23 protein-coding genes and 2 pseudogenes are annotated in these 24,790 nt (G+C 47.0%); 13 read left to right on the top strand and 12 right to left on the bottom strand.

Features of this window, described 5'->3' with window-relative positions; translation table 11 throughout:
• Positions 1-4 precede the first annotated feature (4 nt).
• Together modB and R3D00_22400 are read left to right on the top strand one after the other, a co-directional pair.
• A complete protein-coding gene (modB, locus tag R3D00_22405; GenBank protein ID MEZ4775947.1) occupies positions 5-652 on the top strand; it encodes a molybdate ABC transporter permease subunit in 648 nt (215 codons plus the stop codon).
• Between the two features lie 6 nt (positions 653-658).
• On the top strand, positions 659-1,474 hold the full coding sequence (locus R3D00_22400; protein ID MEZ4775946.1) for an ATP-binding cassette domain-containing protein: 816 nt from the start codon (positions 659-661) through the stop codon (positions 1,472-1,474).
• On the opposite strand, the gene R3D00_22395 is transcribed toward R3D00_22400, so the two are convergent.
• Entirely contained in the window at positions 1,471-2,709 is a 1,239-nt protein-coding gene (locus R3D00_22395; GenBank protein MEZ4775945.1) for a molybdopterin molybdotransferase MoeA, read from the bottom strand. The genes R3D00_22400 and R3D00_22395 overlap by 4 nt on opposite strands.
• Before the next feature lie 58 nt (positions 2,710-2,767).
• Here R3D00_22395 and moaC point away from each other — a divergent pair, with 58 nt between their 5' ends.
• Both moaC and R3D00_22385 read left to right on the top strand, forming a co-directional pair.
• Positions 2,768-3,250 carry a cyclic pyranopterin monophosphate synthase MoaC gene (moaC, locus tag R3D00_22390; GenBank protein MEZ4775944.1) on the top strand — a complete coding sequence of 161 codons (483 nt, stop codon included), beginning with the start codon at positions 2,768-2,770 and terminating at the stop codon, positions 3,248-3,250.
• A 9-nt stretch (positions 3,251-3,259) separates the two neighbouring features.
• On the top strand, positions 3,260-3,838 hold the full coding sequence (locus R3D00_22385; protein MEZ4775943.1) for an NTP transferase domain-containing protein: 579 nt from the start codon (positions 3,260-3,262) through the stop codon (positions 3,836-3,838).
• On the opposite strand, the gene R3D00_22380 is transcribed toward R3D00_22385, so the two are convergent.
• The gene (locus tag R3D00_22380) at positions 3,835-5,484 is read right to left on the bottom strand and encodes an alpha-glucosidase (GenBank protein MEZ4775942.1); all 1,650 of its coding nucleotides are present in this window, start codon (positions 5,482-5,484) and stop codon (positions 3,835-3,837) included. The two genes, R3D00_22385 and R3D00_22380, sit on opposite strands and share 4 nt — an antisense overlap.
• Positions 5,485-5,523: 39 nt before the next feature.
• Positions 5,524-6,147, bottom strand: a complete 624-nt coding sequence (locus tag R3D00_22375) for a HupE/UreJ family protein (protein MEZ4775941.1) — start codon at positions 6,145-6,147, stop codon at positions 5,524-5,526.
• Between the two features lie 63 nt (positions 6,148-6,210).
• Between R3D00_22375 and R3D00_22370 the strand changes: the two genes are divergently transcribed.
• From R3D00_22370 to R3D00_22360, 3 genes are all read left to right on the top strand, one after another.
• Entirely contained in the window at positions 6,211-6,681 is a 471-nt protein-coding gene (locus tag R3D00_22370; GenBank protein MEZ4775940.1) for a DUF6702 family protein, read from the top strand.
• 122 nt (positions 6,682-6,803) lie between these two features.
• On the top strand, positions 6,804-7,211 hold the full coding sequence (locus tag R3D00_22365) for an OmpA family protein (GenBank protein ID MEZ4775939.1): 408 nt from the start codon (positions 6,804-6,806) through the stop codon (positions 7,209-7,211).
• Positions 7,212-7,225: 14 nt separating this feature from the next.
• Positions 7,226-9,097 (top strand): glycoside hydrolase family 13 protein, encoded by a 1,872-nt coding sequence (locus R3D00_22360; protein MEZ4775938.1) that lies wholly within the window; start codon positions 7,226-7,228, stop codon positions 9,095-9,097.
• A gap of 189 nt (positions 9,098-9,286) precedes the next feature.
• Here the strand turns inward: R3D00_22360 and R3D00_22355 are convergent, their stop codons facing one another.
• Positions 9,287-9,880: a hypothetical protein gene (locus R3D00_22355; protein MEZ4775937.1), complete on the bottom strand. Its 594-nt coding sequence runs from the start codon at positions 9,878-9,880 to the stop codon at positions 9,287-9,289.
• Between the two features lie 642 nt (positions 9,881-10,522).
• On the opposite strand from R3D00_22355, the gene R3D00_22350 reads away from it, so the two are divergent.
• Positions 10,523-11,617 carry an IS110 family transposase gene (locus R3D00_22350; GenBank protein MEZ4775936.1) on the top strand — a complete coding sequence of 365 codons (1,095 nt, stop codon included), beginning with the start codon at positions 10,523-10,525 and terminating at the stop codon, positions 11,615-11,617.
• A 330-nt stretch (positions 11,618-11,947) separates the two neighbouring features.
• Here R3D00_22350 and R3D00_22345 read toward each other — a convergent pair whose 3' ends face one another.
• Entirely contained in the window at positions 11,948-12,319 is a 372-nt protein-coding gene (locus R3D00_22345; GenBank protein ID MEZ4775935.1) for a DUF2442 domain-containing protein, read from the bottom strand.
• 282 nt (positions 12,320-12,601) lie between these two features.
• Here R3D00_22345 and R3D00_22340 point away from each other — a divergent pair.
• Positions 12,602-12,724: pseudogene (locus R3D00_22340) on the top strand (acetyl-CoA C-acetyltransferase).
• Positions 12,725-12,762: 38 nt separating this feature from the next.
• On the opposite strand, the pseudogene R3D00_22335 reads toward R3D00_22340, so the two are convergent.
• Positions 12,763-13,155, bottom strand: a pseudogene (locus R3D00_22335) (putative toxin-antitoxin system toxin component, PIN family).
• The gene (locus R3D00_22330; protein ID MEZ4775934.1) at positions 13,136-13,363 is read right to left on the bottom strand and encodes a hypothetical protein; all 228 of its coding nucleotides are present in this window, start codon (positions 13,361-13,363) and stop codon (positions 13,136-13,138) included. The pseudogene R3D00_22335 and the gene R3D00_22330 overlap by 20 nt, the downstream one beginning before the upstream one ends.
• A 128-nt stretch (positions 13,364-13,491) precedes the next feature.
• On the opposite strand from R3D00_22330, the gene R3D00_22325 reads away from it, so the two are divergent.
• From R3D00_22325 to R3D00_22315, 3 genes are all read left to right on the top strand, one after another.
• Positions 13,492-14,670 carry an acetyl-CoA C-acyltransferase gene (locus R3D00_22325; GenBank protein ID MEZ4775933.1) on the top strand — a complete coding sequence of 393 codons (1,179 nt, stop codon included), beginning with the start codon at positions 13,492-13,494 and terminating at the stop codon, positions 14,668-14,670.
• Between the two features lie 121 nt (positions 14,671-14,791).
• Complete coding sequence (locus R3D00_22320) at positions 14,792-17,185, top strand: ABC transporter permease (GenBank protein MEZ4775932.1); 2,394 nt, start codon at positions 14,792-14,794, stop codon at positions 17,183-17,185.
• An 82-nt stretch (positions 17,186-17,267) separates the two neighbouring features.
• Positions 17,268-17,993, top strand: a complete 726-nt coding sequence (locus R3D00_22315) for a hypothetical protein (protein ID MEZ4775931.1) — start codon at positions 17,268-17,270, stop codon at positions 17,991-17,993.
• Between the two features lie 39 nt (positions 17,994-18,032).
• On the opposite strand, the gene leuB is transcribed toward R3D00_22315, so the two are convergent.
• The 4 genes from leuB to R3D00_22295 form a co-directional block, all read right to left on the bottom strand.
• Positions 18,033-19,112 (bottom strand): 3-isopropylmalate dehydrogenase, encoded by a 1,080-nt coding sequence (gene leuB / locus R3D00_22310; protein MEZ4775930.1) that lies wholly within the window; start codon positions 19,110-19,112, stop codon positions 18,033-18,035.
• Positions 19,113-19,115: 3 nt separating this feature from the next.
• Positions 19,116-19,715 (bottom strand): 3-isopropylmalate dehydratase small subunit, encoded by a 600-nt coding sequence (gene leuD / locus R3D00_22305; protein ID MEZ4775929.1) that lies wholly within the window; start codon positions 19,713-19,715, stop codon positions 19,116-19,118.
• Between the two features lie 30 nt (positions 19,716-19,745).
• The gene (gene leuC / locus R3D00_22300; GenBank protein MEZ4775928.1) at positions 19,746-21,149 is read right to left on the bottom strand and encodes a 3-isopropylmalate dehydratase large subunit; all 1,404 of its coding nucleotides are present in this window, start codon (positions 21,147-21,149) and stop codon (positions 19,746-19,748) included.
• Between the two features lie 113 nt (positions 21,150-21,262).
• Entirely contained in the window at positions 21,263-22,753 is a 1,491-nt protein-coding gene (locus R3D00_22295) for a 2-isopropylmalate synthase (GenBank protein MEZ4775927.1), read from the bottom strand.
• Between the two features lie 402 nt (positions 22,754-23,155).
• On the opposite strand from R3D00_22295, the gene R3D00_22290 reads away from it, so the two are divergent.
• Positions 23,156-24,379 carry a hypothetical protein gene (locus R3D00_22290; GenBank protein MEZ4775926.1) on the top strand — a complete coding sequence of 408 codons (1,224 nt, stop codon included), beginning with the start codon at positions 23,156-23,158 and terminating at the stop codon, positions 24,377-24,379.
• Here the strand turns inward: R3D00_22290 and R3D00_22285 are convergent.
• A complete protein-coding gene (locus R3D00_22285; protein MEZ4775925.1) occupies positions 24,333-24,770 on the bottom strand; it encodes a hypothetical protein in 438 nt (145 codons plus the stop codon). The genes R3D00_22290 and R3D00_22285 overlap by 47 nt on opposite strands.
• Between the last annotated feature and the right edge of the window lie 20 nt (positions 24,771-24,790).

Raw genomic sequence — 24,790 nt, 5'->3', positions numbered from 1 at the left:
GTATTTGAGTGTAAAATTAGCGGTTATTACCACGGTCATTTTGGTATTGCTGGGGTTTCCCATCATCTACCTGCTGCATTTTCACGGATCGAAAGTCCGCCCATTGGCCAAAGCCCTGATCAGTCTTCCATTGGTACTTCCCCCTACAGTTTTGGGATACTATCTTCTGGTCGCCTTTCGCCCGGAAGGATTTACAGGAAAACTATTGGGGGAATGGCTGCATTTTCGGGTAGCATTCAGTTTTGCAGGCCTCGTGCTGGGGTCAGTAATCTTTAGTCTGCCCTTTCTGGCCAATCCGGTGATTTCTGCATTGGAAGGATTACCCAAAAGTTATACAGATGCGGCATTTACACTGGGGAAAACACGATGGGAGACTTATCGCAGGGTGCTATTGCCCAATATCAGAAATTCGGTCATCGCGGGAATCATGATGGCGTTTGCCCACACGATGGGCGAATTTGGGCTTGTACTGATGATTGGCGGCAGCATACCCGGGGAGACCAAAGTCGCCTCCATTGCACTGTTTGAAGAGATGACCTCCCTGCACTACGCAGCGGCCGACCAATATGCCCTGGTATTGCTCGGTATTTCAGCAGCCCTACTGGCCGGCGTATATATTTTTTCGAGGGAAAAACGAACTACTTTATTCTGACCCATCGTGTTATCCATTCATCTGATAAAAACCCTTGATGGGCCGGGAGGGAAGTACCGGTTGGAAACCGATATTCCGCTGAAAGCAGGAAAAGTACTGGCAGTCATGGGCCCTTCAGGTGCGGGGAAAACTAGCCTGCTGCGAATGATTGCCGGACTGATGATGCCTGAAAGCGGAAAGATCACCATAGAATCTGCGGTCTGGTATGACAGCAGCCGGAACATTTCCCTTCCACCGCAGCAGCGGTCGGTGGGAATGGTTTTTCAGGACTATGGATTATTCCCCCATATGACGGTCAGTCAGAATCTTCATTTTGCGGCAGAAAAAAAACACGCAAAAGCGGAAGTTTCTGCCATCATCGAAGAGATGAATCTCCGTGGGCTGGAACAGCAGCGACCAGTTACCCTTTCGGGTGGACAGCAGCAGCGGGTTGCGCTGGCGCGGGCATTTTTGCGTAAACCAAAGATTTTGTTGCTGGATGAGCCGCTGGCAGCGCTGGACAGGCCTTTGCGGTTGCAATTGCAGCAGGATCTCAAAAGATTTCAGGAAAGGTTGGGTTGCACCACCCTGATTATTAGCCATGACCCGGGGGAAGTTGCCCGGCTGGCAGATGAAGTGATCGTCCTCGACAGAGGAAAAGTACAATTTCGGGGCACACCTGAAACATTATTTGGAGCCGAAGGCCAGCAGCGGATTCGGGCAGAAGTAATTGCCATACCTGCACCCGGCAAAGTCCGGGTATTGGTCGGCGATCAAATCCTCACCATCGACTACGCCGGCGAATGTGAGGTTGGGGAAGTGATTGAAATTTCGCCCCGCTAAATAGCATTCCCCCCCGCCAATCCCCGATAAAGCCACAGGGGAAAACTTTCTCCCGCCACAAACTCGCTCCGCTCCGCCGGCAACTCCAGAAATCCGTTGCTTCTCACCAGGCTGGCATGGTCTCCGCTTCCGTTTCCCGGGTCGGGAAACGCAAATAAATGGCCGTCGTCTCCTGTCTCCACCCTTACCTGAAGGAAAAAAGTCAGCGGTGGACCAAAGGTAAAATCCTCAGCCAATGTTGCGTAGAATGGCTGCGCTTCTGACAGGCCCAGGCTCTTTTTCATCCATGGCCGAAAGTATCGAAGAAAGTTGACATACGTGGAAACGGGGTTTCCCGGCAAAGCAAATACCACGCGCTCGTTGTCGCCTTTTACGCCAAACCAAAAGGGTTTTCCGGGCCGCTGGCTTACCTGATGGAAACGTTTTTTTACCCCGTGTTTTTCCAGCGTTTCGGGGATAAAGTCATATTTCCCTTTGGAAACACCCCCCGAAAGAATGATTACCTCATAATTTTCAAGTATTTTGCTGAGTTCCCGGTAAATCACTTCCTCATTGTCTGCCAGATGGTAACGGTCGCTGTTGATCCCCATTTCCAGCAGGGAAACCATCAGCACTTCTGCATTCGAAGATCTGATCTGATGGGCCAACGGGGTTTCTTCAACTTTGACGATTTCATCCCCGGTCGAAATAATCGCTATCCGAGGGAATGCCGCTACCTTCAAATGGGTTTTGCCAACAGTAGCCGCTACGCCGATCTCTGGCGGACCGATCTTCTCGCCTGCCGCAACCAATATATCTCCGGCTTTTTGGTCAGATCCTTGTCGATGAACATTTTGCCCAAAACGCACCCTGTCCATCATAATCTTTACCACCTGTGGTTCATCCGTGCGGTTGAATTCCAGATCTTCATAGCGAATCACCGTATCCGTACCGGCTGGTAAAACCGCGCCTGTCATCACTTCTATACAATGGCCGGGATGGTTGAGTTTTACGGCAGTTGCTCCCGCCCCCATTGTCTCCTGAACCGGAAACACCCGCAAACCCATGGTAAAAGTCTCATAACTGATGGCTATTCCATCCATCATCACCCGGTCGAAGGGAGGAAAATCCCTGTCTGCAGTAATGTTTTCCCTCAATACGCGCCCGTTGGCTTCCTGCAAACTCACGGTTTCATCAGGCAATGACATGGGGGAGGACAAAATCGATTCGGCAGCTTCTTTTACAGAAATCATCATTTCTATGGTTTAAACACTTGGGGATGGAAAGTTAACCAACAGGGCTTAACTTTGCCGTATGGCACAGAAGAAATTTACACATCTCGATGATTCCGGTAATCCGGCAATGGTGGATGTCGGGCAAAAAACGGCCACCCTGCGCACCGCTAAAGCGCGTACGATCATTGTGGTTGGAGAAGAAATCCTGGAAAAACTTTCAGGCAAAGAGATTGTCGTTCCCAAAGGGCCCGTCTTCCAAACAGCGATCATAGCAGGTATTATGGCGGCAAAAAAAACCGGTGAACTGATTCCCCTCTGTCATCCTATCGGACTGGATCACGTTTCAGTAGAAATTGAGGTAAATGAACAGAAGGAAATTGTCATTGACTGCACGAGTCGTGTTTTTGCCAAAACCGGAGTAGAAATGGAAGCCCTGACCGGAGCCTCCGTCGCAGCGCTGACCATTTACGATATGTGCAAGGCATTTTCCCACGATATCATCATCCGGGAAACAAAACTCATCGAAAAAACGGGCGGGAAAAAAGATTTTCGAAGGGAATAATACCTGCGAATGACAACTTTAAAGGGTCTGATACTTGCCGGAGGAAAAAGTAGCCGGATGGGGAAAGACAAAGGACTATTACCCCTCCACGGTCTTCCGCTGCGAATCAGTCTGTATCAAACACTCAGACAGGCAGGGCTTACAGATGTGTATATTTCCTGCCGGGAAGACCAGCTTCCGGATTTGGGGCATTTTCCCGGCATCGTTGATATTTTCCCCGATACGGGGCCACTGGGTGCGATCCTCTCGGCTTTTGAAAAAGATCCCACATCTGCATGGCTTGTACTCGCCTGTGATATGCCACTGATCCAGGTGGAAACCATCCGCCAGCTGATCGCAGCGCGTAACCCAGCCAAGGCAGCCACAGTCTTTTCTGATGAAAGCGGAAACCTCCAACCATTGGCAGCCATTTGGGAACCGGCCATTTTTCCAACCGCCCAATCGGTATTTTTTACTCAAAACCGAAGCCCGCGCAAAGTTCTGCTCCAATCAACTATTCATCTGATTTTTCCCCAAAACCCACAAGATCTGACAAACATCAACGATCCCGAAGCTCTGGCCCGTATCAAAAAAAAGCTGCAAGATTAGCTCAAGCGTATAATCGTCGCCTCCCATGGCTGGAGATATTCTCCTAAAACCGCCTCTTCCGGGTAATTGGAAACGATAACTGCTCCTTTGTATCGCGAAAGCTCATGTTTGACAGGTTGGGACGAAAAATTGAGCACCACCAAAAATGAATCAGATTCATACGAACGCTTATACGCATACACTTGTTCATGCCCGGAAGCAATGAGTTCTGTATCGCCATATACCCATACCGGGTGAGATTTCCGCAGGCTGATCATCTCGCGATAAAAATTAAATACCGATCCTTCCTGCTTCGCCTGTGCTTGTGCATGGATATGGGTATAGTTTGGATTGACGCGTATCCAGGGCGTATGAGTTGAAAATCCGCCATTCTCCGAATCATCCCATTGCATAGGTGTACGTGCATGATCGCGCGCCTGTGTGAGTGCTGTATCGAGAAATGCTTTTTCGTCTCCCCCCTTTGCTTTCAGCGCGCTCCATGCATTGAGAATTTCGATATCGCGATATTCATCAATGGAAACAAAAGGGGTATTGGTAAGACCGATTTCGTCGCCCTGATAAACCCCCGGTGTACCTTTGCGGGTAAATATCAGTGCCGCCAGCAATTTTGCAGACTGCTCCCAAAAATTTTCCGCATCGCCAAAACGAGAAACCATACGGGGGAAGTCGTGATTTCCGAGGTAAATACTCCCCCACCCTTTTTCTCCCAGTGCATTTTCCCAGCGATCAAATACTTCCAGAAAGTCTTTGAGCTCGTAGTTTTTTTTCTCCATTCTTCCATTGGGACCATGGTCGATAAACATATGGTCGAAATGAAAAATCATATTCAGTTCCCCCCTGTCATTTCCCACATACAGGTTGGCATTTTCGGCAGAGATACCCACCCCTTCGCCGATGGTCATCATATCGTAGTGTTGCATAACTTCCCGGTTCATTTCCTGAAGGTACTCGTGAACGCGGGGCCCGTTGGCATAGGCTACCCCGTAGTCGGGAATTTTTGCCCAGTCTTTGTCGGGAAGTCCGTCTGGTTTGGAAATAAAAGGAATCACATCCATACGGAATCCGTCGATACCTTTGTCCAGCCAAAAACGCATCAACTGGTACACTTCCTCCCTTACTTTGGGATTGTCCCAATTGAGATCGGGTTGTTTCCGGGAAAACAGGTGGAGATAATATTCGCCGGTAGCGGGATCCATTTCCCAGGCATCTCCACTAAAAAATGATTTCCAGTTATTGGGAACGCCGCCATTTACCGGAGGGCGCCAGATATAATAATCGCGGTAGGGATTGTCTTTGGATTTGCGGGACTCCTGAAACCAAAAATGCTCGTCGGAGGTGTGATTTACCACCAGATCCATCACCAGTCGCAAGCCCATGCCGTGAATTTCTTCCAGCAACCGGTCAAAATCATCCATTGTCCCAAACTCGTCCATGATCTGATAATAGTCGCTGATATCGTAGCCATTGTCATCATTGGGAGACTGATACACCGGGCTGAGCCAGATAATGTCCACACCCAGGTGTTTGAGCCAGGGTAGCTTTTGCCGGATTCCGTTCAGGTCGCCAATCCCATCACCATTTGAGTCATAAAAACTTCTGGGGTAAATTTGATAGATCACCCCTTCTTTCCACCAGTTTTTTTTCATTTCAATTCTACTTTTTATGAGGATCAAACGATTTATCTATTACCAGAATTTTGTATTAATCATCAGGATAACCGCAACTCCGGCAGCAGCACCCGAGACAAATAAAATCCAGTCGCGGTGAATGGTTTTCCCGATATCCAAAAAAATCCAGGTAATGATCATCAGCAACGCGACAATCATCAACTGACCAAGCTCGAGACCTATATTAAATGCCAGCAGGGGGGAAAACAAATTTTCCTCCCGGCCCAGTATCGTCTGTAAAAAATTGCTGAAACCCAGCCCATGTATGAGTCCAAAAAATGATGCTGCAACGTATTGAATCCGCTGTTTGCCGGGCGTAAGTTGTTCGTCGTGGTTGCGGATAACATTGGAGATCGCCGTGAGAAAGATGGTCACCGGAATCAAAAACTCAATCACCTGCGACAATTGGAAGGAGATTGCACCCAGCGTTATTTCCTGCCCCATATTCAGTTGGGTGAGGGTGGCAATTCCCAGGGAAAGAGAATGACCGAGCGTAAACGCAGTTACCATCACCAACACATTTTTCCATTGCGATAGCCGGTAAACAGCACATAAAGCGATGAGAAACAGAATATGATCGTAACCTTCCAGATCCGAAATATGTTGAAATCCCAGGGTAAGATAGGAGAGAAATGGAGACATATGTAAGGGTTTTGGTCGTGGGGCAAAGATAAATGATTATATTTCGGAATGAAATTCCTGGTCATGACTGCAAGCGTTTTTCTTCTGTTTTTTCTGCTTTCAGCAGCCAGTCATCCCTTTTATCTCAGCGTTACAGAAATAGATTACAACACTGACAATCAATCACTTGAAGTTTCCATCAAATTATTCACCGACAACCTCAACCAGGCATTGATCAAGCAGGGCAACAGTCCGGAAACCGCAGGAGAAACAACAGACATTCAGGTTCAGAATTATTTGAAGGAAAAATTGGTGGTTACGGTGAATGGAAAACCCGTTGAATTTGAATTCCTCGGAAAAGAAGTTTTGCCTGACGTAACCTGGTGTTATCTCGAAGGAAAAAATATACCTGCCATTAAAAACATAAAAGTCAAAAACCTCATGCTGCTGGAGGTGTTTGATTCACAAAAAAACATCGTCCATCTGGACATTGCGGGAAGGAAAAAAAGTCTCCTTTTGCAAAGAGGAAAAGTGGAGGAGGAACTGGCTTTTTAAACTGACCCAGAGGGGCGTTTCGACCAAACACAACACGAAAATCCCACAGCGTACGGGTAGAGCTGTTTTGAAAATTCTTGGATAGTGACTATCTTTTGTTTTAACAAAGAAATCCGGACGCCATGAAAAGGATCATCCTTCTGTTTATTGCTTTGGCAACCATTCCGCTGGTTTTTTCACAAAACACTGAATACATCAAAAGCGTGTTCTTTGGTGGGGGAAGTGCGTATATCGATCCGGAGCAGGCTGCCGAAATTAAAGCATTTATACAATCTGTCCCCGATCTCGACAATTATCAGATCTCCATTTCCAGCCATACAGATAATATCGGCGGGGCAGAATACAACCAATGGCTTTCGGAAAAACGAAGCGATGTGGTCACTTATGAACTGGGGCAAAACCAGATTCCACCCGAAAGAATCGGGCGCATCGACAACGGCCAGCACAATCCGCACTATGATAACCGAACTTTAAATGGAAGAATGGCTAACCGACGTGTGGATATTATCCTGACTCCGTTATTTTTGTAGGATAATTGAATCCTATGCCTAGAACTACCCTTACCCTACTCGCGTTTACTGTTGCTATATTGGCTTGCAATGCGCCATCACCGCAAACCCATACACCAGAGGCCTTTCCCGTTCCCGAATGGGCCAAAGAAGCGGTCTGGTACCAGATATTTCCCGAAAGATTTCGCAACGGCGACCCTTCCAACGATCCCACGCCCCACGATATTCAGGGAGGCATGATGGAGAAGATTCCCGCAGACTGGAAAATTACGCCCTGGGGATGGGACTGGTACAAACCCGATCCATATTTTTCTTCCCTGAAAGACAATGAATGGGGATTGCAATACAAAATACAGTACCGCCGGTATGGTGGTGACCTTCAGGGAGTGATGGATCAGCTAGACTATTTGCAGAACCTGGGCGTTACCGCTATTTTTTTCAATCCCCTCAACGATGCATCGTCTCTGCACAAATACGATGCACGCAACTACCACCATATCGACCGGAATTTTGGCCCCAGCCCCAAAGAGGATGAAGCACTGGCGGCCACAGAAAAGCCTGAAGATCCCTCCACCTGGAAATTTACCGGAGCGGATAAGATGTTTGTCGAACTGGTCAAAGAACTCCACCGCAGAGGCATACGGGTGATTATGGACTATTCGTGGAATCATACTGGAAGAGATTTTTGGGCATTGGAAGATGTGAGGAAAAATGGAGAAAAATCTCCTTACAAGGACTGGTACGAGATCACTTCCTACGACGATCCCAACACCCCGGAAGACGAATTTAAGTTCAAAGGATGGTTTGGTTCTCCCTTCCTCGCGGAAGCCAAAAAGGCCATTATCGGGCAGGATACGATGTTTCCCTTTGAGGGCAACCTCGCCTCCCAGGCATTCAAACAACACACTTATGACGTTTCTGCCCGATGGCTGGATCCCAACGGAGACGGTGATCTATCTGACGGAGTGGATGGATTCAGGCTCGATGTTGCGGCAGAAATTCCGCTGGGTTTTTGGGTGGAATACAGAAAGGAAATCCGCAAAATCAATCCCGAAGCCTACCTCCTAGGCGAAGTCTGGTGGCAAAAATTTCCCGACGACCTGATGGATCCCCGCCCATTTGTGCAGGGAGACAAATTTGATGCGATCATGAACTACCGCTGGTATCGCGCTGCCCGGCAGTTTTTCGGCCATCCGGTCAATTCCATTACCGCCACAGAACTGACCCAGGCACTTACCGCGCTCAACGACAATGTGCCGGAAGGATCGCTCTACGCCATGATGAATATGAGCGCCAGCCATGACGCACCCCGGCTTTCGACTTCGCTGTACAACTCCAACAAATACAAATACCAGGCAAAAGCCACTGACGACCCCGGTTACAAAATCAACAAACCCGATGCACAAACGCTGGCGCTTCAGAAGCTGTTGCTAATCCACCAGTTTACCTTTATCGGCGCACCGCAGATATGGAATGGCGACGAAATGGGCATGTGGGGGGCAGACGATCCCGACTGCCGCAAACCATTGATCTGGCCAGACCTTACCTTTGACGACGAAGTGGTTCACCCGCTGCCTGGCGTACAAAGACCTGTGGACCAGGTAAAAGCAGATACAGCACTGATTGCATTTTACAAGCAACTCATTCACCTGCGAAAAAACAATCTTGCCCTGGTAAAAGGCAATATCACCTACCTTTTGGCCGATGACGAGAAACAACTGTTTGGCTACAAACGCAGTTACGAAGGCAAGGAAATCTATGTATTGTTCAACCGCTCGGAGCAGGAGCAGGTGATTCCGGCGGGGACAATTCCTGCGGGGAATTACAAGAATTTGCTGACGGGAGAAAACATGGAAACAAACAATGCCCTGACAATGCCGGCATTAAGTGCACAGGTGTTGGAGTAGAAAACAGCCCGATTAGCCGAGATACCGTTGGGGATAATACAACAGGAACTGATCGGCAGAAAGGAAGAAAAGGAGAGGGAATATGAGTATAACGTGTGGTTATAGGTTGGATTTTGAGATAGAAAGGAATTTTTGCAGGAATATCGCTTTACAATTAAAAAATAATTTATCCTGTTTAGGAATTATCCTCTACTCTGCAAAATAACTGTTTTCGATATCCTTGTAATAGGAATAAATGGAGGCTACATCTTCTGGTGTACCATTCGTAAAGTATTTATAAATTTCTGCCAAGCAAATAATTCCGAGGGGAACCCGCTCTTTTGCTTCGGGAAAAACAAAACGTTGTCTTTCGGTATCTTGTTTGATCTGAAAAGGCGGAGTGAAGTTCACCTTTTCCCAAAACAGGTTGGCAAAAAGAAAGGCTAGCAGGTCATGGGTAATTCCGGTTCCTTTGGGATAGCGTTTTATCAGAATACGAAATCCCTTAGGTGTTTCACCACTATACTTCAATAGAATATCATAGGCATAGGATAAGCCATATAGAATTCCTTCATGTAAACGAGTGACATAATATCCAATTTTGAGATTTTCAGATCTTCTTGTTTCGATACTCAAATATTCTGTCAAATATTGCCGTTCAAATTCATTTACGTCATCATACACAGGGAAGGAAACTTCGACCCCTTTAGTTTCCATCTGAATCACATCGAAATCACAGATTAATACGGAGTTACCGTGGGTCAGCTGGGGATCGTAGATCCAGTTTTCGTATTTGTCATTCATCGCCTATATATTTAATTCCATAATTGGGTAGGTCTTTCTTATCAATTTGTTTTAATACCCCCTTTTCGGTATTGTAGAAAATAGTACTTCCCCCAATTCTTTAGACCACTTTTAGTGGAATTATATTACTCAGAAGAATTTCCTAAATTCCGAAACACTTATCTTCTTTTTTTTCACCGGATTTGACAATTTTCACCATCCGGTTGCCCATTGGGTCGTACCGAAATTCGAGATCGGGTTTGCCCGCTGAGGGATCAAAAGTAATCGGAATTATAAAGTAATTGAGAGAAAGTAATCTTTCCGAAGCGAGGCAGAAACCACCAGGGACACAAAGGCCTCACAAAGGGCACAAGGAAACTGCGCTTTGTGCCCCTTGAGACTTCCTTGTGCCCTCATATGTTTGCAAAGTAGAAGAAATGATGAGTACTTAAAAGAAGAATGAGGCCGGATAGGCAAGCCGATTTGTGCCCGAGTACGGATCAAGCGAGCCGATACTGACACAAAGGAAAAGTCCTATCTGGTTCTCTCCTTCAGGCTGAACAGTACTGTAGGAAGGACGACTGAAGTTGCGATCCTGAATCAAACGGTGAGAAGAGTCAAGGGGAGAGATTCATTCTTTGTATCACCTTCAATTACACTACTATGACAAAGTCCTGGATTCGTTACGGTGTGGGTTTCGACCTGTCCAAAGCCACCTTTTCTGCTTGTATCAAAGGATTGACCGAAGCCGAGCAGGAGAAGATCATCGCTACACGTAGCTTTCAAAATACGAAGGCGGGTTTTGAGGCTGCGCAAGCATGGCTAGCCAGCAAATGCAAGGATACCGATATTCCATGTAGGCTATTGCTGGAGGTAACAGGGGTCTATCACGAGAACCTCTTGCATTTCTTCCATGGCCAGGGGTATTATGTCAGTCTGGAGCTGGCCAAACGGGTGAAGAGTTATCTCAAAAGCCTGGGGCATGATTCCAAAACCGACAAGGAAGATGCCAAAGGGCTGGCCTCGATGGCGCTGCATCGTAAGTTGACACAGTGGCAACCCGTCAGTGAGCAGTTGCATGAGATTCGGCAGTTGGTTCGGTTTCGTAATACCCTGGTAGAGAGTCGGGTAGCATGGGAAAATCAACTACACGCCTATAAACATGCCCACTATTCCATCAAGGAAATCGTGCGTTCCCTCAAACGGAAAATCGCCCAAACCCACAAAGAAATCCGGACCGTTGAAGCCCAAATCAGGGCCCTCATACGTGCCGATTCCCAGCTTTGTAAACGGTTTGAGCAGATTCTCCATTCGCTCCCCGGTGTGGGGTGGATCAGTCTGGCCACCGTCATTGCAGAGACCGATGGGTTTAGTGCCATTCAGTCCGCCAAGCAACTGACTAAGTATGCCGGATATGATGTCATTGAACGCCAAAGCGGTACCCTCTCGGGGAAGACCCGCATTTCCAAACAAGGCAATGCCCGCCTGCGAACGGCCATGTATATGCCTGCCCTGGCACATTTGCGAAAAAAAGAAGGCCCTTTATTTGCCCTCTACCAGCGACTCCTCCTGCGCAATGGCGGACTTACGAAAAAAGCCCTCGTCGCCGTACAACGCAAACTCCTTTGTTTAATCTATGCCTTATGGAAATCGGACCGACCCTATGATCCCAAATATCAACCCAAACATACACCCAAACAACAGCTAGCCCCTAAAACGGAAGTAGTCCAGACTCAAGGCCCGGACTACACGAGATAGTGCGGTCTTTGACCCACTTCTCTATATCTAAGATATAACTTTTTTTTAAATTTCCCTTGCTTCTCAACACAGTACCTTCGTGGTTTATCCCAATAAGTTGATAATTCCGAAAGTAATTGTACGAATTTTATTGGAATGATTCCAGGTGATATTGGTAATACCAGCAAGGAGAGGGAATATGAATATAACGTGTGGTTATAGGTTGGATTTTGAGGGGGAGGTTGAAGAAGGTTTAAAGCAGAATTTCTACTTTAGACCTGTTGTGGCTTAGGGGAAGGGGACAACTAATTAACCCTTTGAAATCTGCCCACTTTTTTGTTGCAATTCCAATTAAGAGCGTATGCTTAAATCTGTATGCGCAAGTTCGTAAGCCAGAAAACCTTTCAGGCTTAAATCCTCATCTATTTCTGGCCAATGAATACCCAACCCATCTGTTTCATACTGATATATGGCAGATTCTGCAGCCTTTGCCAGGCGGGGAAAATCAGAAAGCGTACGTTTAATTACCTTTTTACTGTTGAGTAGTACCAAAAACAAATCCAGTTCCTTGTCTACATACACCCGTCGGATCCGTAACCCCTGCTCGTCAATGAGTTGGTCCAACATATCCTTCTGCCGAACGTAGAAATCCGGAGCATCCGGAGATTGAGATTCCAGAGACTGAAGATACGCTTCTGTATTTTTACCGGTCGAAGGTTTCATGCCATGCCTGAATTATACTAGGCGGAAAGTGGTTTGCGAAAAGTTTAGTTTCTATTCGATCCATATTCGTGAATTCGTGGTTATTTCGTTGTAATCTGGTTCGCAAACCACATTATTCTTTGTATAAATAGCTATAATTCTCCTTAATAATAAGGAAAATTTTCTCATCAGAAAAAAGTGAAACTTGTGTTTTTGAGGTGATCTCGATTGAAGATATTTACGTGCTTTCAGAAATCCCCCCTATATTTGCAGTTACGATCATTTCATAGTAACCCGCACATGGCGGCGATTAAAGGTGCACTGGCGAAGGCTGGTGTGGATGTTTCTGCTGTGGATGAGGTGTTTATGGGAAATGTCTGCTCTGCTAACCTGGGCCAGGCTCCCGCCCGCCAGGCCGCGATTTACACCCTTTCTTATTCTTTGGGTGCGAAGTTTTCCCAATATTATCTTGGTGTCCAAATTTTTGTATATTCAAACTCAGTTATTGTAAAATCAAGCGTGTTTCCGGTTATCAGATAGTCTGCCGAACTTATTGCGGCCAATTCCAAAAATTTGTTATCGCTCGTATCTGTCAAAACTTCAACTTTTATATCTGTTTGATAGAAGGTAGAAACTTCACGTAATTTATTCAAAACTACTTCAGCCTTCGCTTAAAAGTTAGCAAATCTGGTAAACTTATCCCTGTTCAGCACTTCTATGTATTCCGCAAATACTTCGTCTGAAAGGCAAGTTTCCACTTTTTGGGTTAGCACCAAATCATACAGAATTTTGGTCGGAATAGAACTTGAAATCAGCGCAGAAACGACGACATTGGTATCAAGAATGATTTTTTGCATCCCTAACAGCTTTTATTTCTGCGTTGATTTCGTCCATTGTCATCCTGGAAAGTCCAACCTGCTCTGCAATTGCGTTACATTCCAATAGGGCTTTCCGGGTATATTCACGGCTAATCAGTTCTACCAAGTCGGTAAATTTGATTTCTCCATTTCCCAAATTATATTTTTGGAAGTCGGTTTCACTCACTTTTATCTGTACAGTCCGCATATTTTTGGTTTAGTGGTTTCTAATTTACGAAAATAATCGGAGGTTGTGGCGAATGGACTTTGATTTTTTGGGAGGAAGCTTTTATAAGGTTATATTTGCAGTTACGATCATTTCAAAGTAACCCGCTCATGAACGAAGTTTATATCATTTCCGCTGTAAGGACGCCCATCGGTAGTTTTGGTGGCTCGCTTTCTACGGTTTCTGCCACTCAACTGGGTGCCGCAGCGATTAAAGGTGCACTGGCGAAGGCTGGTGTGGATTTTTCGCTGGTTGATGAAGTATACATGGGAAATGTTTGCTCGGCAAATCTGGGCCAGGCGCCTGCCCGTCAGGCGGCGCTGTTTGCCGGCCTTGGCAACAATGTGCCTTGCACTACCGTCAATAAAGTTTGTTCCTCTGGTTTGAAGTCGGTTATGCTGGCTGCTCAAAGCATTATGCTCGGCCATGGCGATATTATGGTTGCCGGTGGAATGGAAAATATGTCCCAGGTTCCCTTTTACCTCCCCAATGCGCGTTACGGCTATGGCTACGGCAACGGTCAGCTGATTGACGGTCTGGCCAAAGACGGACTGACCGATGTCTATAACCAACAGGCCATGGGCGTATGCGCTGACAATACGGCCAAAGTTCACAACATTAGCCGGGAAGAACAGGACGAATACGCCATCAACTCCTATAAACGTGTAGCAAAAGCTACGGATTCCGGTGCCCTGACAGATGAAATTGTACCCGTAGAAGTGCCTCAGCGCAAAGGTGATCCGATACTGGTCAATCAGGACGAAGAGTATAAAAAGGTCTTCTTCGACAAAATCCCCGGCCTCCGGCCCGCATTTACCAAAGACGGAACCGTCACCGCAGCCAATGCCTCCACCATCAATGACGGAGCTTCGGCGATTATTCTGGCAAGTCAGAAAATGGTAAACGAACTGGGACTCAAACCTGTCGCCAGAATTCTCGCTTTTGCCGACGCTGCCCAGGAACCCGAATGGTTTACCACCGCCCCTACCCTCGCCACTCCCAAAGCCCTTCAGCGTGCAGGACTGACCCTGGGTGATGTTGATTATTTTGAAGTAAATGAGGCCTTTGCTGTCGTTGCGCTGGCTTATCAGAAAATGCTGGAAATTGACGCCAATAAAGTCAATGTCCACGGTGGAGCTGTGGCGCTGGGTCATCCCCTGGGTGCCTCCGGTGCGAGGATTCTCACCACGCTCAACGGTGTACTCCACAAAAACAGTGGAGAAATCGGCCTTGCAGCCATCTGCAACGGCGGCGGCGGCGCCTCCGCTATGGTGATTCAGCGGATGTAAACCGGGCGAAGTTGCGATTTTTGCCCTCATTTCATGTGGATGAGTATTTTCTCCGTAGTATTTGAAAGATCACTGCAACCTCCGGGGCTGTTGCCTCGTCTCATTCGCAAATTCCGCTATCATGCTCAGAAACTTTCTCGTTACCGCGTACAGAAATTTCGTTCGCCAAAAAGGTTATACCCTGCTGAATGTGCTGGGATTGACCATTGGTGTTTCTTCCTCGTTGTTTATTCTCCTCTACCTTACCCATGAGTTAAGCTTTGATAAACACCATCTGCGCCACGAAAGAATATTCCGGATTTCTTCCCATATCGCCGAACCGGATGATGCGTTTGACTGGTCGGTGACTCAGTTTCCTCTTGGACCTGAGTTGAAACAAATCTACCCGGAAGTCGAGCAGTATGTGCGTTTTGCCGGAAATGGCGAAACGGTCCTCATTTATGAAGATCAGAAGTTTACGGAGGAAAAAGTATTCTATGTTGACAGCACCGTCTTCGATGTGTTTTCTTTTGATTTCATTGCGGGGGAAAGTGAGCATGCATTAGATGAACCCAACACCATTGTCATACAGGAGAGTATGGCAAAAAAAATATTCGGCGATACCGATCCGATAGGCAAAACGCTTCAAACAGATGGCAGAGAGAAGAAAAGCCTGAAAATTACGGGTGTTTATAAAGACATGCCCAAAAACTCCCATATCCGTGCCTTTGCCATGATATCGGAATCAACGGCAGATTTCCCCACCGAGCCCGGTCAGTGGGGCAATTTTGGGATTTATACGTATGTGTTGCTGCACAACAAAGATGAAGCAGTCAGCTTCGCTTCCAAACTCCCCGAGGTCATCGAAAAGAATGTTAAGCCTATTTTCGATCAGTTTGGGATCACCATTGTCTATGAATTACTGCCCATCACCGATATCCACCTGAAATCAGATTTTGAGGGCGAACCGGAACCTACCGGAGAAATCGCTTATATCTATCTTTTTGCCATTGTGGGCTTTTTCATGCTGCTGATTGCCTGTATCAACTATATGAACCTGGCGACGGCCCGTTCGGCCAAACGTGCCAAAGAAGTAGGTATCCGCAAGGTGCTGGGTTCTCAGCGCAGTCAGATTATCGGGCAGTTTCTCGCAGAATCCGTCCTGATTGCCATTTTGTCCATGATTCTGAGTGTCATTATTATTCAGGTCTCTCTACCCGGACTGAACCGTGTGCTGGGAACGTCTCTTGATTTTAATCAGATCCTTCAGCCCGGAATTTTGCTGAGCCTGCTGGGTATTCTGCTGATAACAGGTATCGTGGGAGGGAGTTATCCCGCTTTTTTCCTTTCTTCTTTCCAGCCTTCACTCGTACTGAAAGGCAACGCTACCAAAGGTTCCGGCCATCTCACCATCCGAAAAATTCTCGTATGGTTTCAGTTTGTTATTTCCCTGGGACTACTGGTATGCACGGGCATCGTATTCGACCAGCTGCAATATCTTCAAAACAAAGACCTCGGTTTTACCAAAGATCCGGTAGTCAGATTTACACTCAAAAATGATGAAAACCGCAGGAAATGGATGGTACTACAGGAAAAACTGCTTCAAAGCCCGGAAATAATTGCCGCAGCGACAGCTTCCTCCTCACCTGGTATCGGTTTTGGTAAACTACTCTGGAATGTTGAGAAAAATGAAGGCGGAATGGATCAGAAGGGCGTTGACAACTACGGTGTGGATTATGATTATTTCCCGGCACTCGGGATTGAGATCGTAGCCGGGAGAAATTTTTCTGAGGAAATCAAAACTGACTCTTTTCAGGCGGTCATGGTAAATGAATCCATGGTCAAAAGAATGGGATGGGATGATGCCATTGGGAAAAAAATACAGTTTGGCACCGAAGATACGCTCCCATTTTCCTATGTGGTTGGCGTAGTAAAAGACTTTCACCAACAATGGCTGTACAGTCCGATTGAGCCGCTGATGTTTTTACCCCGGAAAAACAACTACTTTGCGCATGTCCGCCTTCAGAAAGAAAATGTCGATAAATCGCTCGCATACATTGAAAGCCAGTGGAATGAAGTATTCCCCAACACGCCATTGGAGTACAAATTCCTCAATGACGATTTTTATGCCCAATATGAAGAAGATCAGCGCCGGGGGGATATATTCACCCTGTTTACAATCTTAACTATCGTGATTGCCTGCCTGGGACTGCTGGGTCTTGCTTCCTTTACCGCAGAACAGCGAACCAGAGAAATCGGCATCCGCAAGGTAGTGGGCGCAGGAGAGAGGGAAATCGTATTTTTGCTGACCAAAGACTTTGTCATCCTGATAGCCTTTGCAGCGCCGGTGGCCTTTATTTTATCGTGGCTGGCAACCTACAACTGGCTCAATGCCTTTGCATTCCACACAGGATTGAAAGTAACCACTTTCGCAGGCTCGCTGCTTCTGACGGTAGCGATAACGCTGATTACTACCAGTTATCAGGCTTATCGGGCAGCCAAATCAGATCCGGTAAAAGCAATCCGATATGAATAGCCCCAAAAAGGAAAATAGGTTTTAGGCAATCTATTGGGTATTTTGTACGGAAAGTAAAACTACTACTATAAAAATAATCGTTATGCCTACTCACAACGACATGTCTGTTGTCAGGTCATGGGCCTATACTCATCCGGCAGCGGCTCGCTGGTTGATTTCCGTAATATTCCTTATCGCGGGGTTCGGTGGTTTTTTCTATGGATTGTTTGTCATTGGCACAAGCTGGTATGAAGCTGGCTGGCCAATATGGATTTCACTTGCAGCTTTAGCCGGTACGATTGCCGTTCGGATTGCCTGGAAAGGAAAAGCACCCAATTCGTCTTCATGGGTCATTTTCCACATTACCATGATGTTTATCTTTGTCTCTGTTTCCGGCTATCTGGGAAGTCGGTTTCCGGTAAAATATGGTGGAAACTGGAACGGCTCAGCATTTGATCAGGCCTATGCGGCAAGCTCCGCTCCGGAAACGTTAAGTTTTTCAGAAGAATTCAACACTCTTTCTGAGACTGCGGGAAAAAATCCTTCCTGGCTTCAAAAAAAACTGCAAAAAGCCAGAAAATCTGTAAACGAAATGCCCGTAGCTGTCAAAATTTTGCTCACATTACTTATTGTAGTAGGGGTTATTTTCCTGGGGTATATTGTTGGTGCGCTCGCCTGTGTTCTGGCATGCAATGATCTGGCTGTCCTTGCCGTGGGTCTGGTGGTTGCCGGATGGGGATTGCTGATCTGGGGGAGTATCGTGCTGATGATTCGTCTTTGGAGAAAAAATGCCAGACAAAAAGCAAAAGCCAAAGCACGTCTTTCGTAAACGATACTTTGGCTTTTGAATATGCGTTCAGACTGGCAGTTACTTAATCAATACAGCTGCCTTATTGATTTCACCAACAATAAAATCACCAACCTGACTGGTAGATTGTTTGCCATTGGCGATATCTTCTGTGGTGTATTTCTGGGAAATAGAAGTTTCCACGGCCTTTCGTATCAACGCCGCTTCGACCTGCATATCAAATTCGTATTCCAGCATCATCGCTGCTGAGAGAATCGTTGCCAGCGGATTGGCGATATTTTTGCCGGTTGCCTGTGGGTAAGAGCCGTGAATGGGTTCGTAAACGGAGGTTTTTTCACCGATAGAAGCCGAAGGCAAAATACCCAGTGAACCTGTGATCACGGATGCTTCATCGCTGAGAATATCACCAAACAGGTTTTCGGTCAGGAGAACATCAAAATAGCCCGGATTGCGGATGAGTTGCATGGCGGCATTGTCCACAAACATACAGTCATACTCTACATCAGGATGGTTTTGGGCATATTCATTTACCGTTTCACGCCATAAACGGCTGGTAGCAAGCACATTGGCTTTGTCAACCATGGTAACTTTTTTGCGTCGTTTTTCCGCATAGGCAAAGGCCAGCCTGGTAATCCGAAGAATCCCCTCCCGGTCATACACACACGTATCGTAAGCGATATTTCCATCTTCGGAGCGACCACGGGGTTTGCCAAAATAAATCCCGCCTATCAGTTCCCGCATGATCATCACATCTACATTGCTGACAATCTCGGGTCTTAGCGGAGAGGCATCAATGAGTGCCGGAAAAGTAGTTACCGGTCGAATATTGGCATAAAGCCCTAAAGCACCGCGCATGGCAAGCAGCCCCTGCTCAGGGCGAACTTTCGCATTGGGATCATTGTCGTATTTGGGGTCGCCGATAGCGCCAAACAAAATCGCATCTGCCTCAAGGCAAATCGTATGCGTCTCCGCCGGATAAGGATTGCCGGTAGCATCAATTGCTGCGGCGCCTACGAGGGCAGGGACAAAATCAAACTCATGTCCAAAAGACTTTTCAACTGCGCGGAGCACCTTGAGGGCTTCAGCGATAATTTCGGGACCAATACCATCCCCGGCCAGAACTGCAATGCGTTTTTTCATCCCTCAAATTTGGGGGAATAAATGCTTTTTTTCAAATGCTTCTATGTTTTCTTTCTGACTTAGGAGATAATCTATATCATCATATCCATGAAGCAGGCAGGCTTTTTTGTATGTATTGATGTCAAACGATGCTTCGCGCCCGGTTGCTTCTATGCGAATAACCTGTGAAGCGAGGTCCACCGTAAGGCGCGTTTCACTATCTTCTTCTGCCTGAGCAAATATTTCTTCCAGAAAATCGTCGGAAACCTGCAACGGAAGCAGAAAATTGTTGAGCGCATTAGCCTTAAAAATGTCGGCAAAAAAGCTCGAAACCACCACCCGAAATCCGTAATCGGCCAGGGCCCAGGCAGCATGCTCACGACTGGAACCGCAGCCAAAATTTTTACCTGCCACCAATATTTGCCCCGACCACCGGGGATCGTTGAGGACAAATCCTTCTTTCAAACCGCCGTCCTTTTCATAACGCCAGTCGCAAAAGAGATTCTGTCCAAACCCCTCACGGGTAGTAGCTTTTAAAAACCGGGCAGGAATAATCTGATCGGTATCCACATTCTCCATTTTCAGTGGTACAATGGTGGAAGTAAGTTTATCAAATCCGCTCATAATATAGAAGAGTCAGAGAGTAGTAAAGATTCAGGATAAAAGTTCTCTCGCATCAGCAATGCGGCCCAAAATTGCAGTAGCTGCGGCAGTCAGCGGACTTGCGAGAAATGTCCGCGCACCAGGCCCTTGTCTCCCTTCAAAATTGCGGTTTGAGGTAGAAACACAGTATTTGCCTGCCGGTACTTTATCTTCGTTCATCCCCAGACAGGCAGAACAACCCGGGTCGCGGAGAAAGAAGCCCGCATCAGCCAGGATTTTGTCCAGTCCTTCTGCCTGCGCCTGCGCCCTTACCTGTTGAGAGCCCGGAACAATCAGCGCCTGCACATGGCTGGCTTTTTTACGGCCTTTGACCAGGGCTGCGACCTGCCGGAGATCTTCAATCCGGCTGTTGGTACAGCTACCGATGAAGACATAATCCACGGGTTTTCCCAACATTGGGCTGCCTGCTTCAAGCCCCATATATTTGAGCGATTTTTCCAGCGCCAGCCGGTCACTCTCAGAAGGCATTTCGTCCATGGAGGGGATATTCGCCGAGATACTGATGCCCATTGCAGGATTTGTACCGTAAGTAATCATAGGCTCAATATCTGCGGCATCGAAATGATACTCCATGTCGAAAACCGCCCCCTCATCGGTCGGAAGTGTTTTCCAGTATTCGACGGCCTTCGCAAATGCTGCTCCTTTTGGGGCAAATTCACGGCCTTCAATATAATCATAGGTCGTCTGGTCAGGGGCGATCATTCCCCCTCTTGCCCCCATCTCAATACTCATGTTGCAGATGGTCATCCTCGCTTCCATGGAAAGCGCACGAATCGCCGAACCTGCATATTCCACAAAATAACCCGTACCGCCTGAAGTAGAAATCTTCGAAATGATGTAAAGGATCACGTCTTTGGCTGTCACACCCGGGCCCAGTTCGCCATCGATAGAGATACGCATGCTGGCAGGTTTTTCCTTTAGGATACTTTGCGAGGCAAGTACCTGTTCTACTTCGCTCGTTCCGATACCAAATGCCAGCGCACCCAAAGCACCATGGGTAGAGGTATGACTGTCGCCACAGACAATGGTCATACCGGGCAGGGTAATGCCCAGTTCCGGCCCGATGACATGAACAATTCCCTGAAAGGGATGGCCAAGGCCATATAGATCGATGCCAAATTCTTTACAATTGTTGATCAGGGCGTCTACCTGCATCCGGGACATCGGCTCGCTGATGGGTTTATCCTGATTTTCGGTTGGCACATTGTGATCAGCAGTAGCAATGGTCTGGCCGGTACGAAATACGGGAATACCCCTTTTCCGCAAACCGGAAAAAGCCTGAGGGCTGGTCACCTCGTGAATGAAATGTCTGTCGATATACAGCACATCCGGACTTCCTTCTGTCCGGGTTACGACGTGGCTGTCCCAGATCTTATCAAATAATGTTCTGCTCATCACAAATATTTCTAATTTACTGTTGGCTGTTGGCTGTTGGCTGTTGGCTTTTGGCTTTTGGCTTTTGGCTGTTGGCTTTTGGCTGTTGGCTTTTGGCTGTTGGTTTTTGAGTGTTAAATTTTGTTTAGTGCGTCAAGATAAGCTTTTCCCGTGGCAAAAACCGTATCTGTATCTGAACCAAACCCATAATAAAAAATGCCATTCATGCTTACCTGAATATGTACCTTCGCCATATCATCGCTTCCACCAGTGATGGCCTGCACGAGGTATTCTTCCAGTTTTGCGGGGATATCCATGATCCGGTCAATGGCTTTTATCAAGGCATCTACCGGGCCATTGCCTTCAGCTTCATTGTAGAGGATGGTACCGTTGCGGTTGATGCTTACATGAGCGCGGGCAGGTTTTCCTTTTCCACAGTGGATATCCAGTGCTTCAATTTCAAGGATTCGGTTGGCGTTTTCAACCCCCATGAGAGAGAAAAGGTCTTCGTCCTGCACTTCTTTTTTCTGATCGGCGATGGCGAGAAAATCATCGTAGATTTTGGCGAGTTCATCCTTGGTGATGGTAAACCCAAGTTTATCCAGGCGATGGCCAAGAGCTGCTTTTCCGCTTCGTGCCGTAAGAATGATGGACGATTCGGGAACGCCGACATCCTGCGGGTTGATGATTTCGTAATTTTCGCGATGTTTGAGCACCCCATCCTGGTGAATGCCCGAGGAGTGAGAAAACGCATTGCGCCCTACGATGGCTTTATTGGGCTGTACGGGCATCCGCATCAGACGTGTGATCAGCCGGCTGGTAGGATAAATGCGCTTGATATTGATATTGGTTTCCAGATTCAGTTGGTCTCTGTGGCTGCGAAGAATCATGGCTGTTTCTTCGAGCGAAGTGTTCCCGGCTCGTTCGCCGATTCCATTTACCGTTACTTCCATCTGACGGGCACCATTGGATAACCCGGCAATGGTATTCGCAGTCGCCATCCCGAGGTCGTTGTGGCAATGGACGGAAAGAATGGCCTTATGCACATTGGACACATTTTCCATCAGATACTTAATTTTGGCGCCGTACTGCTCAGGCAGGCAATAGCCGGTAGTATCGGGAATATTTACCACAGTCGCCCCAGCACCGATAACCGCCTCGACCATACGGGCGAGGAATTCGAGGTCTGCTCTTCCGGCATCTTCGCAGTAAAACTCCACATCCTCCACATATTTTTTGGCGTATTTTGTAGCGCGGATCGCTCTTTCGATGATATCTTCTCTGGTAGTTTTCAGTTTATTGAAAATATGAATATCCGAGCTGCCTATTCCGGTATGAATACGCTTTCTTTTGGCATATTTCAGGGCATCTGCGGCACAATCTATGTCTGCCTCCACGGCACGTGTCAGGGCACAGATAATCGGCTCGCTGATCGCCTTTGAAATCTCAGTTACAGACAAAAAATCGCCAGGGCTGGAAATAGGAAAACCCGCTTCCAGGACATCCACACCCAGAAATTCCAGTTCTTTTGCAACCTCGATTTTTTCAATGGTGTTTAACTGGCAACCAGGCACCTGTTCGCCATCTCGGAGGGTAGTGTCAAATACGTAAACACGATCACTCATGTCAGTGGGATTAAGGGTTTATACCGAAGTGTTAATGGAAAATTTAAAGAAAGCTCACCGGAAATACTCCTTACCCAACTACAAACTAAGGGATAGTCGTAGTCGGAGTAGATTTAGCAGGGAATGCAGGAGGAATAAACGCATAGCTAAGAGTTATTTCCGTGCCGCTAAATTGACAATAAGATTTTGGATTTCCTAACCAGGAAGGACTTTTCTTAAAAATTACGTAAACCAAACGAGTGTTAGTTAAGAATAGCCATACGAATCCACGCTTATGCGGCTGAGATGACACGCGTTTTACTTTTTCCTGCACGGTTGATAGGTTCCCTCTTACACCTGTTCGCCACAACATTCATAAAAGCTGAAAATTCGCGATTTTGAGCTTTCCAAAATGAACAACACATGCAAAAAAATCTACTGTTTTTCCTTCTGTTGCTGGCCATGTCCGCTCCACCCGTGTGCAGTCAGCCGGTATTAAAGGGGATCGTACTCAAAAACATCTCTTATTATCTCAACAAAGGGGACACCATTACGATCCGGGCCATCAGGAAAGAGCCCATTAGCCTTAGTGGCAAAATTATACCTGGCGACACCATACATTATTTCCTCGATGACCCGGCTATAAAAGGAAATACCATCACGATTCTCGCCAAAAATGTTCAACTTTTACCCGACGATCTGACATTTTGGGAAAGCGCGTGGTTTCTCATGAGCAGTGAAGCCTTTATCGGGAAGGGCTGGAGAAAAAAAAGCAGAGATAGTATGGAAACAGAATCCCGGCGACTGTTGCAGCAGATGGAAGAATGGAAACAAATTTTCCATGACCCGTATCTCGATGATTATTTCCGCAGAATCCTTGACCAGATTCATCCCAGCCCCATGATCTCGTTAAAAGGGCCTGAAAGGCATTTCCGGTTATATATCACTTTGCAGGACTATGAACAACCCGTTGTACATGCCGATGGAACCATTCTGGCATCGATATCATGGCTTACAGGATTCAAAAATGAAAGGGAAATGATACAGGCACTTGCCGGGATGGTATGCCATAGTGTCGGCGATCACTTTATCAGTTTTGCGGCTTCAGGAACCCGGTATGAGCAAACCGCAACTCTACACGAAAAACGATATGCCGAGTATTTTGCCCAAAAATTTATGGAAACCCTGCCCACGGATTCCAGGCAAACTGATACCCTCCTTTTTACCCGAAATATTGCTACTGCCATTACCCGTGAGGTCTGGCGTTTTCGGGAATTGAGAGAATATAAAAATGCAGAACAGGCAGTGGACAGGTTAATCACAGCCGGAATTACGACAGACGAGGTATATCTTCTCAAAGCTATGCTTTTGCGCACGTATCAGGAAACGGCAACCGGTAATCTGGAGGCGCTGGCTTATATTCAGAAAGCAGAAAGATCCGCCGTACATTTACCCATAGAGCTGACCAGGGAAAAAGGGCTTATTTTTCTGGAATTGGCTCGCTATAAGGACGCGCTCATTGCATTTGAGCAACATCTTGAAGAACTTCTGACGGCAAATGGTACTTACGAAGATATCAAGTGGACGCGGGACATGATTTTTAAATGTCAGTTGCTGGCGGAGTCTCCCCCTTCAGTTTCGCCTTGATTTCTGCTAGTTTGTTGGCCCGGTCAAATGAATACTCTTCCGGGTGAATATTGTCCAGATACTGAATCAGCGCCAGAGCACGCCTCAGGCTGCTGTTGGCATTTTCCCATTCGCCGCGCGCATACCAAATATCGCCCTCGGCTCTGAGAACATCCGCCAGCAACGCCAGATGTTCTTCGGTGAGTTTATGCTCATGGACGAGAAATTCGCCCAGGTCATCGGGGGAAGTATGGTGAACCAATTCCCGGTCAAAAGGGAAGTAACTTTTGAGCGTATCATTGATCAGATCGAATGCCTCTTCATAACGCCCTTCTTTGCGAAGGCCGAGGATTCGCGCCAGGGCATAACCGGCTTCTTCGATCATTTTGAGAAAATAGTCGCGTCTTACCATATCCGACAATACGAAAAAAG

The organism is Bacteroidia bacterium (assembly GCA_041391665.1).
Classification (GTDB): Bacteria; Bacteroidota; Bacteroidia; order J057; family J057; genus JAGQVA01.
The sequence above is the reverse complement of the archived record's forward strand: the minus strand, read 5'-3'. Positions and strand labels throughout refer to the sequence as shown.

Bases quoted from the DNA above. Each gene is read 5' to 3' on its own strand.
- leuB (MEZ4775930.1), bottom strand. From the start codon at position 19,112: ATGAAAAAACGCATTGCAGTTCTGGCCGGGGATGGTATTGGTCCCGAA.
- R3D00_22290 (MEZ4775926.1), top strand. From the start codon at position 23,156: ATGCAAAAAAATCTACTGTTTTTCCTTCTGTTGCTGGCCATGTCCGCT.
- R3D00_22345 (MEZ4775935.1), bottom strand. From the start codon at position 12,319: ATGAAACCTTCGACCGGTAAAAATACAGAAGCGTATCTTCAGTCTCTG.
- R3D00_22395 (MEZ4775945.1), bottom strand. From the start codon at position 2,709: ATGATGATTTCTGTAAAAGAAGCTGCCGAATCGATTTTGTCCTCCCCC.
- R3D00_22375 (MEZ4775941.1), bottom strand. From the start codon at position 6,147: ATGTCTCCATTTCTCTCCTATCTTACCCTGGGATTTCAACATATTTCG.
- R3D00_22370 (MEZ4775940.1), top strand. From the start codon at position 6,211: ATGACTGCAAGCGTTTTTCTTCTGTTTTTTCTGCTTTCAGCAGCCAGT.
- R3D00_22285 (MEZ4775925.1), bottom strand. From the start codon at position 24,770: ATGGTAAGACGCGACTATTTTCTCAAAATGATCGAAGAAGCCGGTTAT.
- leuD (MEZ4775929.1), bottom strand. From the start codon at position 19,715: ATGAGCGGATTTGATAAACTTACTTCCACCATTGTACCACTGAAAATG.
- R3D00_22320 (MEZ4775932.1), top strand. From the start codon at position 14,792: ATGCTCAGAAACTTTCTCGTTACCGCGTACAGAAATTTCGTTCGCCAA.
- R3D00_22360 (MEZ4775938.1), top strand. From the start codon at position 7,226: ATGCCTAGAACTACCCTTACCCTACTCGCGTTTACTGTTGCTATATTG.
- R3D00_22295 (MEZ4775927.1), bottom strand. From the start codon at position 22,753: ATGAGTGATCGTGTTTACGTATTTGACACTACCCTCCGAGATGGCGAA.
- R3D00_22315 (MEZ4775931.1), top strand. From the start codon at position 17,268: ATGCCTACTCACAACGACATGTCTGTTGTCAGGTCATGGGCCTATACT.
- R3D00_22330 (MEZ4775934.1), bottom strand. From the start codon at position 13,363: ATGCGGACTGTACAGATAAAAGTGAGTGAAACCGACTTCCAAAAATAT.
- R3D00_22365 (MEZ4775939.1), top strand. From the start codon at position 6,804: ATGAAAAGGATCATCCTTCTGTTTATTGCTTTGGCAACCATTCCGCTG.
- R3D00_22385 (MEZ4775943.1), top strand. From the start codon at position 3,260: ATGACAACTTTAAAGGGTCTGATACTTGCCGGAGGAAAAAGTAGCCGG.
- R3D00_22350 (MEZ4775936.1), top strand. From the start codon at position 10,523: ATGACAAAGTCCTGGATTCGTTACGGTGTGGGTTTCGACCTGTCCAAA.
- R3D00_22355 (MEZ4775937.1), bottom strand. From the start codon at position 9,880: ATGAATGACAAATACGAAAACTGGATCTACGATCCCCAGCTGACCCAC.
- R3D00_22380 (MEZ4775942.1), bottom strand. From the start codon at position 5,484: ATGAAAAAAAACTGGTGGAAAGAAGGGGTGATCTATCAAATTTACCCC.
- leuC (MEZ4775928.1), bottom strand. From the start codon at position 21,149: ATGAGCAGAACATTATTTGATAAGATCTGGGACAGCCACGTCGTAACC.
- moaC (MEZ4775944.1), top strand. From the start codon at position 2,768: ATGGCACAGAAGAAATTTACACATCTCGATGATTCCGGTAATCCGGCA.
- R3D00_22325 (MEZ4775933.1), top strand. From the start codon at position 13,492: ATGAACGAAGTTTATATCATTTCCGCTGTAAGGACGCCCATCGGTAGT.